The 16,477-nt window shown below is 37.4% G+C and carries 15 protein-coding genes and 2 tRNA genes; 12 read left to right on the forward strand and 5 right to left on the reverse strand.

Annotated features, from left to right (window positions below; translation table 11 throughout):
- The first annotated feature begins 4 nt into the window (after positions 1 to 4).
- Together TSYNT_RS09770 and TSYNT_RS09775 are read left to right on the forward strand one after the other, a co-directional pair.
- A complete protein-coding gene (locus TSYNT_RS09770; protein WP_059033576.1) occupies positions 5 to 1,150 on the forward strand; it encodes a dihydrolipoamide acetyltransferase family protein in 1,146 nt (381 codons plus the stop codon).
- A 39-nt stretch (positions 1,151 to 1,189) separates the two neighbouring features.
- Positions 1,190 to 1,678, forward strand: coding sequence for a VOC family protein (locus TSYNT_RS09775; RefSeq protein ID WP_059033578.1), 489 nt, complete (start codon positions 1,190 to 1,192; stop codon positions 1,676 to 1,678).
- Positions 1,679 to 1,759: 81 nt separating this feature from the next.
- Here TSYNT_RS09775 and hisD read toward each other — a convergent pair whose 3' ends face one another.
- A complete protein-coding gene (hisD, locus tag TSYNT_RS09780; protein ID WP_059034300.1) occupies positions 1,760 to 3,019 on the reverse strand; it encodes a histidinol dehydrogenase in 1,260 nt (419 codons plus the stop codon).
- A gap of 170 nt (positions 3,020 to 3,189) precedes the next feature.
- Between hisD and rnr the strand changes: the two genes are divergently transcribed.
- The 10 genes from rnr to TSYNT_RS11870 all read left to right on the forward strand — a co-directional run bounded on the left by rnr (position 3,190) and on the right by TSYNT_RS11870 (position 13,854).
- Positions 3,190 to 5,304, forward strand: coding sequence for a ribonuclease R (gene rnr / locus TSYNT_RS09785; RefSeq protein WP_059033581.1), 2,115 nt, complete (start codon positions 3,190 to 3,192; stop codon positions 5,302 to 5,304).
- A gap of 63 nt (positions 5,305 to 5,367) precedes the next feature.
- Positions 5,368 to 5,454: transfer RNA gene (locus TSYNT_RS09790), tRNA-Leu, on the forward strand.
- Positions 5,455 to 5,599: 145 nt separating this feature from the next.
- Complete coding sequence (locus TSYNT_RS09795; RefSeq protein WP_059033582.1) at positions 5,600 to 6,214, forward strand: RNA polymerase sigma factor; 615 nt, start codon at positions 5,600 to 5,602, stop codon at positions 6,212 to 6,214.
- The gene (locus TSYNT_RS09800; protein ID WP_059033585.1) at positions 6,201 to 7,199 is read left to right on the forward strand and encodes a DUF4349 domain-containing protein; all 999 of its coding nucleotides are present in this window, start codon (positions 6,201 to 6,203) and stop codon (positions 7,197 to 7,199) included. The genes TSYNT_RS09795 and TSYNT_RS09800 overlap by 14 nt, the downstream gene beginning before the upstream one ends.
- A gap of 131 nt (positions 7,200 to 7,330) precedes the next feature.
- Positions 7,331 to 9,922, forward strand: a complete 2,592-nt coding sequence (gene polA / locus TSYNT_RS09805; protein WP_238142729.1) for a DNA polymerase I — start codon at positions 7,331 to 7,333, stop codon at positions 9,920 to 9,922.
- Between the two features lie 15 nt (positions 9,923 to 9,937).
- Positions 9,938 to 10,534 carry a dephospho-CoA kinase gene (gene coaE, locus TSYNT_RS09810; RefSeq protein ID WP_059033589.1) on the forward strand — a complete coding sequence of 199 codons (597 nt, stop codon included), beginning with the start codon at positions 9,938 to 9,940 and terminating at the stop codon, positions 10,532 to 10,534.
- Between the two features lie 35 nt (positions 10,535 to 10,569).
- Positions 10,570 to 11,016 carry a DUF441 domain-containing protein gene (locus tag TSYNT_RS09815; protein ID WP_059033591.1) on the forward strand — a complete coding sequence of 149 codons (447 nt, stop codon included), beginning with the start codon at positions 10,570 to 10,572 and terminating at the stop codon, positions 11,014 to 11,016.
- A gap of 19 nt (positions 11,017 to 11,035) precedes the next feature.
- A complete protein-coding gene (locus TSYNT_RS09820) occupies positions 11,036 to 12,070 on the forward strand; it encodes a nicotinate phosphoribosyltransferase (RefSeq protein WP_059033593.1) in 1,035 nt (344 codons plus the stop codon).
- 15 nt (positions 12,071 to 12,085) lie between these two features.
- Positions 12,086 to 13,714: an ABC transporter substrate-binding protein gene (locus TSYNT_RS09825; RefSeq protein WP_059033595.1), complete on the forward strand. Its 1,629-nt coding sequence runs from the start codon at positions 12,086 to 12,088 to the stop codon at positions 13,712 to 13,714.
- Positions 13,711 to 13,854 carry a hypothetical protein gene (locus tag TSYNT_RS11870; protein ID WP_174221091.1) on the forward strand — a complete coding sequence of 48 codons (144 nt, stop codon included), beginning with the start codon at positions 13,711 to 13,713 and terminating at the stop codon, positions 13,852 to 13,854. Before TSYNT_RS09825 ends, TSYNT_RS11870 begins: the two co-directional genes overlap by 4 nt.
- 90 nt (positions 13,855 to 13,944) lie before the next feature.
- On the opposite strand, the gene TSYNT_RS09830 is transcribed toward TSYNT_RS11870, so the two are convergent.
- From TSYNT_RS09830 to TSYNT_RS09845, 4 genes are all read right to left on the reverse strand, one after another.
- A tRNA-Leu gene (locus TSYNT_RS09830) sits at positions 13,945 to 14,030 on the reverse strand.
- Positions 14,031 to 14,224: 194 nt separating this feature from the next.
- Positions 14,225 to 15,325: an IS30 family transposase gene (locus tag TSYNT_RS09835; RefSeq protein ID WP_059033596.1), complete on the reverse strand. Its 1,101-nt coding sequence runs from the start codon at positions 15,323 to 15,325 to the stop codon at positions 14,225 to 14,227.
- Between the two features lie 119 nt (positions 15,326 to 15,444).
- Entirely contained in the window at positions 15,445 to 15,771 is a 327-nt protein-coding gene (locus TSYNT_RS09840) for an AzlD domain-containing protein (RefSeq protein ID WP_059033599.1), read from the reverse strand.
- Complete coding sequence (locus tag TSYNT_RS09845) at positions 15,761 to 16,462, reverse strand: AzlC family ABC transporter permease (RefSeq protein WP_238142696.1); 702 nt, start codon at positions 16,460 to 16,462, stop codon at positions 15,761 to 15,763. The genes TSYNT_RS09840 and TSYNT_RS09845 overlap by 11 nt, the downstream gene beginning before the upstream one ends.
- Positions 16,463 to 16,477 lie beyond the last annotated feature (15 nt).

A 16,477-nucleotide genomic window follows, 5' to 3' on the forward strand; every position in this document is an offset into this window, starting at 1 on the left:
GAACATGGCGGTAAATGTTGTTATGCCAAAACTTGGCCTTACAATGACTAAAGGAACTTTAAATAAATGGCTTATAAAAGTAGGAGATAAGGTAAAAAAAGGAGATGCGGTAGCTGAAATATCTTCCGAAAAAATTACAAATGTCGTAGAAGCCCCGGCTGATGGTATCCTTGGCAAAATCCTAGTTAACGAAGGGGAAGAAGTGCCTGTAGCAACACCCATAGGTATAATTATCAGCGAAGGAGAAAAATTAGACGAAATCCCTAAAGCAGCGGCAAAAGAAGAAGCGGTTACCCCACCGTCTGAAGGCTTCATAAAAGCCACCCCTATCGCAAAGAAATTGGCAAAAGAAAATGGCCTTGACTTATCTCAAATTCAGGGGACAGGCCCCGGAGGCAGAATAACGGAAGAGGATGTAAAGAACTATATGGCATCAAAGACTGCCGGCACCAAAGAAAAGGAAGAAAAAGCTGAAGTAGAAAAAATTCCTATGGACAACATGCGAAAAATAATCGCTCAAAGGATGAAGCAAAGCTGGACACAGGCACCTCATGTCACAGAAAATATAAAAATTGATGCGACAGAAATGGTAGATTTTAGAAGTAAACTAAATATGAATGAGAAAATTAAAATAACCTTTACCGACATAATAGTAAAAGCCTGTGCTATAGCTATTAAAAAATATCCCAATATAAATTGGTCTACCGATGGAGAATTTATAATCAAAAATAAGAATATCAATATCGGCGTAGCAGTGGCGTTGGAAAATGGATTGATTGTTCCCGTGGTAAGGGATGTAGATAAAAAATCTCTTAAAGAAATATCTGATTGCATCAAGGATTTAAGCATAAGAGCTAGAGAAAATAGGCTGCAACCTGATGAAACAATAGGAGGCACCTTTACGGTAACTAATCTGGGAATGTACGAAATTGACAGCTTTACGCCAATAATTAATCCACCTGAAAGTGCAATATTAGGCGTAAATCGGATTTATCAAGAACCTGCCGTGATAAACGATAATATAACCATACGTCAAAGCATGACCCTTAGCCTGTCTTTTGACCACAGAATCATAGACGGAGCTGCAGCAGCGAAATTCTTGCTTTATTTAAAACAAGTCCTGGAAAATCCTGCCACGCTAGCGCTATAAGTCCGAAATAAAAATTATAAAAGAAGGAGGTGTGAAAATATGCAAAAACCAATATTTAAAAACCTTCTTCAAGTAGGCATAGTGGTAGACGATTTAGATAAATACTTGAAAAAGTATTATGATGAATACGGAATAGGGCCATGGGTAATTCTAGATTTCAACAAAGATACCGTAAAAAATATGACTATAAAGGGTAAACGTGTAGATTACGCAATGAGGCTTGCTACTTGTGATTTTAATGGAATTCAATGGGAACTTATACAACCTCTTGATGACAAATGCGTATATTACGACTTTCTAAAAACCAATGGACCGGGAATTCATCACGTGGCACTTGGCATAGATAATTATGACGATGTTGTTAAATTCCTTGCAGATAAAGGTATCCATGAACTTCAAGGCGGAAATTACATGGGGCTGCAATATACCTACTTTGACTTAACAGACGAGCTGGCGCTAATAGGTGAAATATATAACGGAGAAGTGGTAATGCCGGAAGATGCGCCGACTTATCCGCCAAAATGCTAAAACTATTTATTCATTAAATTTATACATTAAAGAGATCTTAAGAAGATAGCGTCATATCGAACATGACACTATCTTCTTTGCTTATTTTCGCAAATCAGACGCAAGTTTATGAGCGAAAAGTCCTTCAAGTTCTGCAAGCTCGGATGCGATAGGAGCAAGTTCTTCTGCCCCCTCAGGTGAGATTTGTTGATAGCTTGCAACCTTTAAAAATGTGCCGACCCATACTCCACCTGTGTAGCGGGCGGCTTTCATAGTTGGAAGGATATGATTTGTTCCTGAAACATAATCTCCAAATACTTCTGCCGACCATGGTCCTATAAACAATGAACCATAATTATAAAGTTTTGGAATTAGCAGGTTTACATCTGATACTTGTAATTCAAGGTGCTCAGGTGCGATTTTATTTGAAAGTTCAACAGCTTCAATGATATTGTCTGCAAAATATATTGTGCCATTGTTTTCCCATGAACGTTTTGCAACAGATTGTGTAGGAAGATCATTTAAGTAAGTTTTTAAATACTCTAGAACCTCTTGAATGAGGTTTTCATCTAGCGATATTAATATTCCCCTAGCATTTGGGTCGTGTTCGGATTGAGCCAAAAGGTCTGCAGCGATGAAAGCGGGATTTGCTGTTTTATCTGCAATTATAAGCACTTCACTGGGGCCTGCTATAAAATCTATTCCCACACTGCCGCTGACTTGCCTTTTCGCTTCAGTTACCCATTGATTTCCCGGCCCCACTACAATATCTACGGGTGCAATACTTTTTGTGCCAAAAGCAAGAGCACCGATAGCGTGTGCTCCACCCATACAGTAAATTTCATCAGCACCTGCCATATCCATTGCAACAAGCGTTGCAGGGTGAATTGTACCGATAGATTTATCAGGCGGAGAGCAAGCTATTACCCTTTCTACGCCGGCTACTTTGGCCGGAATAATAGACATAAGCGCAGATGAAGGAAGGGGATACCTTCCCCCGGGAACATAAGAACCTGAAGATGAAACAGGAATTATTCTGTGCCCTACGGTAACACCTGCAGATAATTCTATCTCCAAAGGCTTTATCGCTTCTTTTTGATATAAAGCAAATTTTTTTATGCGATAAGCCGCTGTTTCTAGTGCTTTTATATATTCAGAATCTATATGTTTATAGGCATCTTGAATTTGCTTTGAGGAAATCCTCAGATTTTCACTTTGATAGTTATCAAATTTTCTGCAAAATTCAAGCAAAGCTTCATCACCGTTTTTTTGTATTTGCAAAAGTATATCTGACACCTTTTCTCTTATCTGGCTATTATTTTCGGACTTAATCTCAGAATTAGGTTTCTTTATTATTTTTATACTCATCTACCTGCCCCCGCTCATTTTATTACTCATTTTTTAAAAGCATACCATGTATTTACAGCATTTTCAATTATAACCCATTTTACATTAACCACATTTTAATATTGTTATATTTATAAATTATGTATAAAATAAAAGGAGCTCATACAAGATAGGAGAAGATGCCGATGGCGTTAAATGAAAGATTGATTGAATTTATGAATAAAGAGGCATATAAGCCGATGACACCGGAAGAGCTTATTTCCGCCTTAAACGTTGATAAAAGCGAAATTGATCAGTTGATAAAAGCATTGGATTACATGGAAAAGAATGGCCTGGTGGTAAAAAACAGAAGGGGAAGGTATGGCGTTCCGGAAAAAATGAATTTAGTCGCCGGAAAAGTAGAAGCCCATCCGGCAGGATATGCCTTTTTGATTCCTAACAATCCTGAAATTGAAGATGTTTATATAGCCCGTGAAGACATGAATGGAGCCATGCATGGGGATATAGTGCTGGCAAGACTTAAAATAGCCCCTAAAGGAGCTCATAAAAAGCAGGGAGAAGTAATACGAATCTTGAAAAGGGCCAATAACAAGATAGTAGGAACTGTAGAGAGAGGCAAGAACTTCATATTTGTAGTTCCTGACGACAAACGAATATTTTATGATGTATTTATCCCGAAAAATAAGGCACGAGGAGTTAAAAACAGGCAGAAGGTTGTAGTAAAAATAACCGAATGGCCGGAAAGACATAGAAATCCCACAGGGGAAATAATCGAAGTACTTGGCTATCAAGATGAGCCTGGTGTAGATGTGCTTTCTATTATAAAAAAATATGATCTGCCCTTGGATTTCCCGCCAAAAGTTGTAAAGCAGCTGGCAGAGATACCCGATAAAGTCAGGGAAGAAGATCTTGCCAAAAGAGAAGATTTTCGCCACCTAAAAATCGTCACTATAGATAACGAAGATGCAAAAGACCTAGATGATGCAATTTCAATCGAAAAGACAGAGGATGGCTACAGACTCGGAGTGCATATTGCGGATGTAAGCTACTATGTAAAAGAAAGAAGCCCACTGGATAAGGAAGCCTTAAGAAGAGGCTGCAGTGTATATCTTGTAGACAGAGTAGTTCCTATGCTTCCGCCTAAACTATCAAATGGAATATGCAGTTTAAATCCAAGTGTAGACAGGCTTACCATGAGCGTAGTTATTGATTTTGATAAAAACGCCGAAATCTTAAGCTACACTATAACACCTGGAATTATAAAAACATGTGAAAGAATGACATATACTCAGGTCAACAAAATATTAGAAGATGAAGACCCTGAGTTTATAAAACGTTTTGATTACCTCGTAGAGGATTTTATCTTAATGAAGGAACTGGCCGGAAAGCTTACAGCTAAGCGATTTGCAAGAGGCAGTCTGGATTTTGATTTAGATGAGGCAAAAGTTATTTTGGATGAGAACGGAAAACCGATTGATGTAGCCAAAGAAGAGCGAAGAATAGCAAGCCGCATAATTGAAGAATTTATGATTGCTGCAAATGAAGTAGTTGCAGAGCATATGTTCTGGCTAAAAACTCCGTTTATTTACAGAGTTCATGAAACACCGGATGAAGAAAAAATTGAATCTTTAAGAGAATTTCTCTATAATTTAGGTTATACAATAAAAGGCAATAGCAATATAGTAAAACCAAAATCACTACAGCAAGTTTTGGAGAAAGCTAAAGGAAAACCAGAAGAACGTCTTGTAAATACCATGGTTCTTCGTTCACTAAAAAGAGCCAGATATAGCGAGATAAATTTAGGGCATTTTGGCCTCGCTTCCCCTTACTATACGCATTTTACTGCACCGATCAGGCGATATCCTGACCTGGAGATACACCGAATCTTGCGAGAACTGCAGGAAAATAAACTTGATTTAAAGCGCCAAGAAAAACTAAGTAAAACAGTCGAAAAGGTTGCAAAAATTTCATCGGAAAGAGAACGCATTGCTGATGAGGCTGAAAGAGAATCCGTAGATCTTAAAATTGCCGAATATATGTCTACTAGAATTGGAAATGTTTATGAGGCAATTATTTCCGGCGTAACACCTTTTGGTATATTTGTAGAACTGGACAATACAATCGAAGGCCTTGTTCATGTAAGCAATATCGAAGATGATTATTACAATTTTAACGAAAAAAACATGACACTTCGAGGAGAAAGGACAGGAAGAGTATTTAAAATAGGAGATATTGTAAAAGTAAAAGTTTATAAAGTAAATATTGCCGAGCGCCAAATAGATTTTGTGTTAGCGGAGTAGAATATACAATAAAACTTGCTTGAAAAATTTCTTAGCATATGATAATATTATAAACACATGCAAGCCGAAGTGGTGGAACTGGCAGACGCGCTGGACTCAAAATCCAGTGGTAGCAATACCATGCGGGTTCGATTCCCGCCTTCGGCACCAGATGCGACAAGTAATGCAGGGCTTGGACGAAAACACCAAAGCTCTGCTTTTTTAGTTTTTGGTTGGAATCTTGACCGCTGAAAGATCAGCAAAACCAAATGCTATTTAAATTTTTGCCCACAACATATAGGGAGGCACGGTAAAATTGAATATTGAAGGAGAACTCATATACCGGGCAAAAAGAGGGGATATGTCTGCGTTTGAAGACTTGATTTCCGGTTATGAGAAAAAAGTCTACAATACCGTGTATAGGTTTTTTAATAACGCCGAAGATGCAATGGATGTAAGCCAGGAAATCTTTATTAAAATATTTACCTCCCTTGATAAATTCCGAGGAGAATCAAGTTTTTCCACCTGGCTGTATCGAGTTGCTGTAAATACCTGCATAGATTTTTCAAGAAAACATAGAGAAGTTACTCTCCCCATCCATGAAGAATCAGAAATACATAATCATTTAAATCTGGGAACGCCGACCCAACTGCCTGAAGAATTTATAGAAAATAAAGAGATAAGACAAGCTATAGCAGATGCAATTAATATGCTGCCTGAAGAGCAAAAAATATGTGTAATACTAAGAGATGTTCAAGGCTTTAGTTATGCAGAAATCGGCGAAATTTTAAATTGCTCCTTAGGTACCGTGAAATCAAGGTTGTATAGAGGTCGCAGAAATTTGAGAGAATTGCTTAAAGACATGGGGATTTTTTCTCAAACACCATCTGACGGCGAGCTTCAAAGGGGGGAGCAACATGGCCGCATGTAAGGACTTTAGCGACTTAATCGATAAATATGTGGACGGCTTTGCAAGTCCGGAAGAAAAGAAATTACTGGAAGAGCATCTTAAAGTCTGCCCAAATTGCAGACGTGAAGTAGAAGAACTCAGACAAACTGTGGCTTTAACAAACTTAGTGGGCGAAGTAGAAACGCCGCCGAATTTTTCCATCAATCTTTCGGAAAAAATTAATGAGATTTCCAAAACGCAAAGGTCTTCAAAAAAATCATTCTCCGGGCTGCTCCTTAATTTCTATCAATCCCATAAGAGGGAATTTACTGCTGCTGCAGGCATAATAGTAATTTTTACGCTTATTTTCACGTTCTATAATTTAGGAAAAAACTCTAATATGAACTATGCTTCAAAAGAAAGCACACAAGCTGCTGCTGAAAATACAACAGGCACTAAGCCTGAGGCCAGAAGCCTTAAAGCAGATGAGAGCTTAAAAAGTTTTGCAGCTATTGCAGAAAGCGATACAGCAATGCAGAAACGCTTAACAAAAAGCATCACAATTTCGATAAATACAGAAGAATTAAGCGGAAAAATAGAACAAATTGCGAATCTTGCCGAAGAAGCAGGGGGTTATATAGAAAACAGCAAGATCGAAATGAAAGGCACAAATAAAACACCTGAGAGAGCCTCAATAGACGCAAGAATTCCGGAGGCAGAGGTTGATAAAATTATGGAAACCTTTAAAACCGAGAAAAACATCTTAAGCTGGAATGTTGAAACAAAAGATATCAGTAAGGATTATGATAACACTCTTGAAAAACTAGATTATCTGCGTCAATATGAGCAAGAACTGACTTTGATACTTCAAAAAGCAACTGGTACAAGCGAAATAATTGAGATACAAAAAGAGCTTTATAATACTCGCAGCAAGATTATTGATTTAGAAAATCAATTGGCTTTATGGGATGAAGATATAGAGCTGCCCCATGTAAACATAACTATAATAAAGAGTGAGAAGCCATAGAAAAAGAAACTGGATCTAAAATACAAAGATTTATAGATTTTTATTTTCTTTGCAGGTTTTTTAAAAAATTTGGTGAAATAATAATAAAACAGGCATTATAGATACGGAATGGAGGAGCCAGTTTGAAAAAAATGCTTTTAATAGACGGAAACAGTTTGCTGCATAGGGCTTTTCACGCGCTGCCTCCGCTTAGAACATCTAAGGGAGTGCCCACTAATGCAGTATATGGCTTCCTGAATATGCTGCTCAGGATTTTACAAGAAGAACAGCCTGACTATGTAGCAGTAGCCTTTGATAAAAAAGGGCCGACTTTTAGACATGAAGAATTTGTTGAGTATAAAAGCACACGTCCGCCTACTCCGGAAGAATTAATAGGCCAGTTCGATCTTTTAAAAGAGATATTAAAGGCCATGAACATCACTTTTTTTGAAATCGACGGGTACGAAGCAGATGATATCATAGGCACTATTTCAAAGAAAGGCGAGAAAGAAGGAATTTCCTCTATAATTGTAACCGGAGATAAAGATGAGCTTCAACTTATATCTCGCAATATTAAAGTCCTGGTTACCAGAAAGGGCATATCAGACATAGAGGCTTACGACCTTGAAAAAATAAACTCGAAGTATGGAATTTCTCCTGAAGCTATAACGGATTTAAAAGGTTTAATGGGAGATAAATCCGACAACATCCCGGGCATACCGGGAATAGGTGAAAAAACAGCTGCAAAGCTTCTTCAAGAGTTTGGCAGTCTTGAAAATGTATTAGAGAACTTTGATAAACTGAAAGGTAAACTAAAAGAAAACATACAAAAATATGCCGATCAGGCGAAAGACAGCAAATACTTGGCAACTATTGTGACAAATGTACCCTTGGAATTTGATTTTGACAATATTAAATATCGCGAACCTGACTATGACAAGTTAATGAATTTGCTTAGAGAATTAGAATTTTACAGCTTGATTGACCGCCTATCTAAAAATATTAAAGACAATAAAAATGTCAAGGAAACCGAAAATGCAGCAGATATGAATTTTGCAGAAAATAACAGTTCCCTTGAGGACGTAATAAAGTTAGCAGCTATAGAAAAAAGACTTTCGATTCTTGTAGATGCAAAAAAGAAGAACCTTAAATCTTATAAGATAGATGGACTGTATATTTGTGCCAAAGATGAATATGCTTTTGTATCTGGAAAGTTACTTGAGAAAAGCGATGTTAGGAAAACGCTAAAACAACTTTTAGAAGATCCTGCAGTATATAAAATTACACATGATAGTAAATTTATAAGAAATGCGCTAAGACAACTAGATATCGATTTTAAATGCCAATTCGATACAATGCTTGCCGCCTACCTTTTGGAATCTTCAAGGCCAAGATATGACGTACCGCTACTGGTAACTGAATATTTAGGAGCTGCGATGCCGGATACAGCAAGTTTTACAGAGCAAATAATTCATATGTTTGCTTTAAGGGATGTAATGGATGATAAAATTAAAGAGTATGATATGAGTAAACTTTTATACGAAGTTGAGATACCCCTTAGCGTTGTCTTATCAGACATGGAACATGCAGGGATAAAAGTAGACCTGGGCAAACTCCAGGAACTTTCTGCTAAATTTGGAGAAAAATTAGATCTCCTCACAAAGGAAATTTATGAGCTGGCAGGAACTGAATTTAACATAAATTCGCCAAAACAGTTAGGTGAAATCCTATTTGAAAAGCTTTTATTGCCGGTAATTAAAAAAACCAAAACCGGATACTCGACAGATGCCGAGGTACTGGAGAAATTAAGACCTTTACACCCTATAATCGATAAAATTTTAGATTATAGGTTCGTAATGAAGATGAAGTCTACATATGCTGATGGCTTGGCTGCCTTAGTTGATAAAGAAACCTCTCGAATCTATACCAGCTTTAATCAAACGGTGACAACTACAGGACGTATAAGCAGTACAGAACCAAACCTCCAAAATATACCGGTAAAAACAGAGGAAGGCAAGCATATTCGAGGAGTTTTTACTGCCGACGGGCCGGGGCACCTTCTTTTATCAGGTGATTATTCTCAAATAGAACTAAGGGTTTTAGCACATATGTCAGAGGATCCCGGTCTTATAGATTCATTCCTTAAGGGAGAGGATATACACACAAGAACGGCCAGCGAAGTTTTTGGCGTGCCGCTAGAAGAAGTAACACCTTCCCTTAGAAACAAGGCAAAAGCGGTGAATTTCGGTATTATATATGGTATAAGCGATTATGGGCTTGCGCAAAACCTTGGGATATCAAACAAAGAAGCTAAAGAGTATATAGATGCGTATTTTAAAAGATATCCAAAGGTAAAAGATTTTATACGCGAAACAATTGCATCTGCTAGAATACAAGGTTATGTTACCACATTGCTTAACCGCCGCCGCTATATTCCTGATATTAACAGTAAAAATTATCACCTTAGGTCTTTTGCAGAGAGGACAGCAGTAAATACTCCCATTCAAGGCAGTGCAGCAGACATTATAAAAATTGCTATGGTTAATGTTTATAAGGCATTAAAAGAAAATGGGTTAGGTGCAAAAATACTTTTACAGGTTCATGATGAGCTTATATTAGACAGCAGGCAAGAAGAATTGTCTAAGGTAAAAGACATCCTTAAAGATTGCATGGAGCATGCCTTTTCGCTGAAAGTTCCCCTTACAGTGGATATCCATCAAGGGTATACATGGGAAGAGCTCTAGAGAGGAGAAATACTTTTGACGGTAATCGGTCTTACAGGAGGTATAGCCAGCGGTAAAAGTACTGTAACGGCATTGCTTAAAGAAAAAGGCGCTGTTATAATAGATGCAGACAAAATTGCACGAGAAATAATGTCAAAGGGCGAGCCTGCCTGGTTTGAAGTATTGAATTATTTTGGCGATGAGATATTAAATGATGATAGAAGCGATATAGATAGAAAGAAACTTGCACATATTGTATTTTCTGATAAAGCTAAGCTTGAAGTATTAAACAATATTACTCATCCTAAGATTATAGAAGAAATTAAAAGACAGGTTGAGGAATATAAAAAAGCAGGCAAAAAAATCATTGTAATTGATGCGGCACTACTCATAGAAACAGGTCTTGATAAAATCGCAGATGAAGTATGGGTGGTTGCAGCTAATGAGGATATTCAGCTTCAAAGGCTTATGGCACGAGAAAAAGACATTACAAAGGATGAAGCTTTAAAAAGAATAAAATCTCAGATGCCACTAGCCGAAAAACTGAAATTTGCAGATAGAGTCATAGACAATAACTCAAGTATTGAAGAAACAAAAAAGCAAGTAGACAAAATGTGGACTAAAATCTCATGAAGAGATTTAGATTTTGAAATGGTAGGTGAATACCTATGGATCAAGGAGTTTTAATTATCTTAGCAATACTTGTCTTAGGCGTTCTATCGAAGAACAATTCACTTGCTCTGGCAGCTGCGGTAGTTCTTACCTTACGGCTTGCCAATTTAAAGCAAGCGTTAATTTTTCTTGACAAAAACGCTTTAAAATGGGGTATAATCATTTTAACAATGGGCATCATAGCCCCCTTTGCAACTGGGGAAATTACCTCAAAAGATGTAAGCGATGCCATGAGAAATCCCTCGGCAATTGCTGCTCTTATTGCAGGAGCTGTTACTGTCATATTGTCGGGCAAGGGAACAGATTTGATATCAACAAGTCCCCAGATAGTTATAGGTATTATTCTTGGTTCTATTATAGGTGTAGCATTTTTCAAGGGCGTTCCCGTAGGGCCACTTACAGCGGCAGGCATAGTCGCGGTAATTATGCAGTTCACAAAATGAAAAAAGAGAGGTTTGGCTTATGAAAGAACTCAAAAACTTAAATGATGTAAAAGATATTAAAATTGATCCTGAAAGACCGTTATTTTCAGCAAGTCATGATGAGATAATAGCAGGAATGACCACAGACATTTATTTTATCAAAACTATGGAAATATTAAGACATATGAATATTTCTCAAAAAGAAGTAGTGGCAGAAATATTTCCACGCAAACATGGGGTAATGTGCGGTACAGAAGAGGTTATAAATATTTTAAAAAACAAAAATGTAGAAGTCTATGCGGTGCCGGAAGGTGAGACATTCGAACCGAAAGATACCGTTGTTAGAATAAAAGGACCTTATGAGGAATTTGGCATATACGAAACCGCACTTTTAGGGGTTCTAGCTCATTCCAGCGCTTGGGCAACAGCAGCCAGAGCTTGTCGCGAAGCAGCAGGGGAGAGGCTTTGTATATGCTTTGGAGCAAGGCATGTTCATCCTGCGGTAGCACCTGTTATGGAGCGAGCAGCAATCATAGGTGGCGCCGATAATGCAAGCTGTATTTTGGCTGCAAAATTCCTTGGAAGAGAACCTTCCGGAACAATTCCACATGCAGCTATAATTATGGCGGGAGATACCGTTAAAATCGCAAAGGTCTATAATGAAATAATGCCGCCCGATTCCCCTAGAATAATTCTAGTAGACACTTTTAAAGATGAAGCCGAAGAAACAATAAATGTTGCAGAGGCACTCGGAAAGGACTTGCAAGGAGTTAGACTGGATACTCCCGGTGAGCGGGGAGGAGTCACGCCTGATTTGGTTTATGAAGTCAGAAAGCGACTGGACCTAAAAGGATATGATTATGTAAAAATCTTTGTATCGGGCGGTCTTACGCCGGAAAGAATAAAGGTCCTTATAGAAGCCGGTGCCGATGCTTTTGGTGTTGGCAGTTACATATCAGGAGCATCTCCTATTGACATGACCCTTGATTTAAAGATGGTAGACGGCAAACCTATCGCAAAACGAGGCAGAATTCCAGGAATGATAGATAATCCAAAACTTAAAAGAGTTAAATGATCTATTGAGGTTATTATGAATAAGAAAGCAGCGGGAGTAATCCTTATTATCCTAACAATATTTTTCAGTGGGGCATGCTCTAATTTGAGTAAATCTGGCTCTCAAAGTTCAAATGTCGAAAATGAACTAAGCAAAGCTGAAAAGCCTATAAGCGGTGGTACCATAAATCTTGCGGCAATGTCAAGTCTGAATTTAGATCCTTTAAATGCTGCAAATGAAGATGACAAAAATATTTTAAGCCTTATTTATGAAGGTCTTGTAAAAGTTGATGGGCAAGGTAAAATTCAGCCGGCACTTGCTGAAAATTGGCAGATAGATGAAACAGGAACCACATATACATTTAATCTTAGGCAGGATGTAAAATGGCACAGCGGCGAGAGTTTTTCTTCAAATGATGTAAAAGCTACTTTTGACAGGGTTCGTGAGCTGAAAAAATCGGCAAAAAGCAACACACAGGCCTTGTTTGCAGAATTTAATAATGTCCAAAGCTATGACGCACCCAATGCCGCAACTTTTGTAGTCCATTTATATAAGCCGGATCCGGATTTTCTTAACAAAATTACTTGCGGTATCATTCCGGCATCGTCTATTGAAGCTTTAAAGGCAAGCAACGCATCAGGTCAATCGTTTGCCGGAACAGGACCTTTTGAAATTGTCAGCAAAACCAGTGATTCAATAACATTAAAAAGGAACGAGTCTTACTACGATAAAAAACCTTATATCAAGGAAGTTAATATAAAAATCTTCCCAGATAAAGAAACGGCAAAAGAGGCTTTTATGAGCAGCTCTATAGATGTTATTGAAATCGGACAAGAAGATTATGATAAATTTAGCGAAGTAAAAGATAGTTACATGCTTCAATATCCTTCCAGATATTTTGAGTTTGTGGCTTTAAATCTTACAAACCAATTATTTAGCGATGCCAATGTGCGGCAAGCGATGTTAATGGGGATAGACCGCAACAGGATTCTTCAAGACACCATATGGGGAAGAGGACTTATTGTAGATGGGCCGATTCTGCCGTATTCATGGGCATTCAATCCTAATGCACAGCACATAGAATACAATAAAAAACTTGCAGCTGAAAAGCTTGAAGAATTAGGATGGAAAGATGAAAATGGTGATGGAATTTTAGAAAAGACTATTGGAACAAAAAAATACAAATTTGAATTTGAATTACTAGTTAATGCGTCAGATAGCGCCAGATATCAAGCTGCTTCTCATATAGCAGAAGACTTAAAAGAACTGGGGATTTCTGTAAAGATAACAAATCTAAACTGGGAAGAACTTCGAAGTAAAGTTATGAGCAAAAAGTACGAAGCGGCTATAATGGGATGGAAACTAGCGCCAAACCCGGATCTTGGAGTTATGTTTTCCAGCAGCGAGATAAAAAATGGCTATAATTTCGTTTCCTATTCAAGCAAAGAGCTTGATGATGTTTTAAACAAAATACAGACATCGCGGGATGAAAATAACAAAAAAGAGCTTTTATATAAGGCTTCAGAGATTATAAGCCGAGATTTACCTTATTTATTTCTATACAGCCCAAATGATATTTTGGCTCTAAATACTAGGGTAAAGGGTGTAAATCCAAATCCTATAAATGTATTTTACAATATAAGTGAGTGGTGGCTTAAACAATGAGTTTACCAAAGAAGAATGATTTTGACTCAAAAGATATACTTGCTATGACAATAGCGATTTTTGAGCTTTTACTGCCTCCGGTTTTTATTATGTTTGGGGCGGTTACGGCAATATATTTTCTGTTAAAACTGTTTATATAAAGCAACAATACGAAAGCCGGTGCGCTTATGATAAAGCGACCGGCTTTTAAATAACTATTTTTCATATTTAATCGATGTATAAAATAAAAATGGTGCGGGCGATGGGACTTGAACCCATACGAGAAATTCTCACATGCCCCTCAAACATGCCTGTCTGCCGATTCCAGCACGCCCGCAGTGCCATAAAATATTATACCTTCTTATTGCTTTTCTGTCAATAGATTCCTACTCCGTTTTTATATGACGCTAAATGCAACTTAAAATGAAACACTTTTATCTCTGTTAATATGTTATTGTTTATGTATCTTGTAAACTCTTCTACATCAGTCTATGTTCTTCTCCCCTAGGGGAGAAGAATTTTGCTTTTGCTCTATGAACATTTTCTTAATTCTTCTTTAAGCAATTCTCTTGCGCTTTTTCCATTTAATATTTTTCGCGGATATGTATTTAGCCATTCTTGAATCTTTAAAATCTCTTTTGTGCTGTATTTTGAAATTGCACAGCCCTTTGGAATAAATCGCCTTATGTGGCCGTTTACCTGTTCGTTAGTTCCTCTTTCCCATGAATGGTATGGATGGCAATAATAAATCTGGGTACGCAATATGCCCCGGCTGCTTACACATGATTGTTCCAAGTTCCTCCAATCCAAAAACTCGCTGCCGTTATCTACTGTTATCGATTTAAACACCATGCCAAAGCGCTTAGTTCCTATTCTTTTTTCTAATTGATCTAATTGTCTTTTAACCTCTTTTTGTGTTTGAGAGCGCATCTTGAATATCAGTGTTTTTCGGCTCATTCTCTCTACAAGTACTAATAGGCAGGCTCTTCCTTTTGCGCGTCCTGACTCTATACAGTCCATCTCCCAATGGCCTAACTCATCTCTGCCATCAGCTTCCTTTGGGCGATCATCTATGCGCTTTGCAGTTATATCCTTTATTCGCCTTGTCACTCGGGTGTATTTTCGCTTGCTGCTCTTTCCTTTTCGAGGTAAATCTTTTTTGCTTACATTGAGCAATAAGTTTTGGTCTATGTAATTATAAAGGGTGCGCACTGATATTGGCGTTTCTTGATAGCTGCTATCGTCTTTTAGTTTTTCTATTGTGGCATAGGGAGAATATTTTTCTTCTATAATGCATTCTTCAATCTTATCTGCTAATCGTCTATTTTTGCCAATCTTTAAATGAGGTCCTTTAGCGCTTGCCTTATTGTCGTAATCATCTTGTGCTACTATAGCTGAATAGCTGATTACTTCCCGCAAATAAGTATCTAATAATACTACCTTTCCGCGCTTTAATTCCCGGCTTATTGTTGCAGGACTTACACCCATCCGCTCTGCTATTTTACGCTGGCTCAGTTTTTCTTTCTTTGGCGCGGCATTGTTTTGCTTTACCATTTCTTCTAATTCTTCTCGCTCGGAAAATGTTAGATGTTTACCTTTTTCTCGTGTTCTGATACAATATACTAAGCTCATGATCTTCTCCGTTTCTGTTTATTGTCATTGATAACATTATAACAGAGAAGCTCTCATGAGCGTTGTTTATTTAGTTGTGTTTCATTTAATTATACAATTCGCCTCCGTTTTTATATGATTTATATTATATAATTAAACAACATAACAATGCCCATTCCTGCCAGCACCGTTGCAAACATGTTTTTTGTCTTATAAGCAATGGGAAAGGCTATTATCGAAGCAACCAGTAAAGGATTATAGAAAGAAATATTCAATCTTCCTCCATAAATAAATACACCTTGAAAAAGCAAAGCGGAAAGTACAGCTGCAGGAATGAACTTTAAAAACTTGACAAATAATTTTGGGATTTTCTTTTTTGAAAGAAGTGTGGCAGGCAGCATTCTTAAAAGATATGTTACAAAACCCATAGTAAGCACGAGATATAAGTAACTTAAGCTAGTCCTCATCGTCAATAAACACTCCTATCACCGCTGCGATTACGGCAGCTAAAATAACATTCCAGTTTCCCGGCATTAGATATATCAAAATGATGGAAAGCAATCCTGATATTAACGACACAAAAATGAATTTAATATTTTTAAGCTGCATACATAACAAAGCAAGAAACATCCCAGGCAGTGCAAAATCAAAGCCAAGAGCTTTAGTATCCGGTATCAGATTACCAAATGCAGCACCTATAACGGTGCTTAAAATCCAACTTAGATAAGCGGTAATATAAAGACCTAAATAATAACTATGAGATAAAGAACCTTGTTCCGCATCAGTAATACTTACTGCAAAGCTTTCATCAGTAATAAAAAAAGAAATGATGAAAATCAATTTTTGCTTTATATGCTGAAAATGCGGCGCTAGCGAAGCACTGAAAAGTAAATGCCTTAAATTTACCAAAAATGTAGTTATTATAATGGCGATGAAACTTGCATTTGATCTTATCATATCTATTGCTACAAATTGAGCTGAGCCTGCATAAACAAATACAGACATCAAACCGGTTTCAAAGGGAGTCAGGCCTGTATTAGATGCTGTAACACCCATTGCAAATCCAACTGGGATATACCCGAACACAATGGGTATAGCTCGTTTTATTCCAAAAATGAGATCGTTTTTCTCTTTGCTTTGCTGCATAACTGTTTTCATACCTTCTTTATAAGT

The organism is Tepidanaerobacter syntrophicus (assembly GCF_001485475.2).
GTDB lineage: Bacteria > Bacillota > Thermosediminibacteria > Thermosediminibacterales > Tepidanaerobacteraceae > Tepidanaerobacter > Tepidanaerobacter syntrophicus.

Excerpts from the sequence above, each read along its gene's own strand:
- TSYNT_RS09770 (WP_059033576.1), top strand. The coding sequence starts at position 5 with ATGGCGGTAAATGTTGTTATGCCAAAACTTGGCCTTACAATGACTAAA.
- TSYNT_RS09775 (WP_059033578.1), top strand. The coding sequence starts at position 1,190 with ATGCAAAAACCAATATTTAAAAACCTTCTTCAAGTAGGCATAGTGGTA.
- rnr (WP_059033581.1), top strand. The coding sequence starts at position 3,190 with ATGGCGTTAAATGAAAGATTGATTGAATTTATGAATAAAGAGGCATAT.
- TSYNT_RS09800 (WP_059033585.1), top strand. The coding sequence starts at position 6,201 with ATGGCCGCATGTAAGGACTTTAGCGACTTAATCGATAAATATGTGGAC.
- polA (WP_238142729.1), top strand. The coding sequence starts at position 7,331 with ATGCTTTTAATAGACGGAAACAGTTTGCTGCATAGGGCTTTTCACGCG.
- TSYNT_RS09815 (WP_059033591.1), top strand. The coding sequence starts at position 10,570 with ATGGATCAAGGAGTTTTAATTATCTTAGCAATACTTGTCTTAGGCGTT.
- TSYNT_RS09820 (WP_059033593.1), top strand. The coding sequence starts at position 11,036 with ATGAAAGAACTCAAAAACTTAAATGATGTAAAAGATATTAAAATTGAT.
- TSYNT_RS09825 (WP_059033595.1), top strand. The coding sequence starts at position 12,086 with ATGAATAAGAAAGCAGCGGGAGTAATCCTTATTATCCTAACAATATTT.
- TSYNT_RS11870 (WP_174221091.1), top strand. The coding sequence starts at position 13,711 with ATGAGTTTACCAAAGAAGAATGATTTTGACTCAAAAGATATACTTGCT.
- TSYNT_RS09835 (WP_059033596.1), bottom strand. The coding sequence starts at position 15,325 with ATGAGCTTAGTATATTGTATCAGAACACGAGAAAAAGGTAAACATCTA.
- TSYNT_RS09840 (WP_059033599.1), bottom strand. The coding sequence starts at position 15,771 with ATGAGGACTAGCTTAAGTTACTTATATCTCGTGCTTACTATGGGTTTT.
- TSYNT_RS09845 (WP_238142696.1), bottom strand. The coding sequence starts at position 16,462 with ATGAAAACAGTTATGCAGCAAAGCAAAGAGAAAAACGATCTCATTTTT.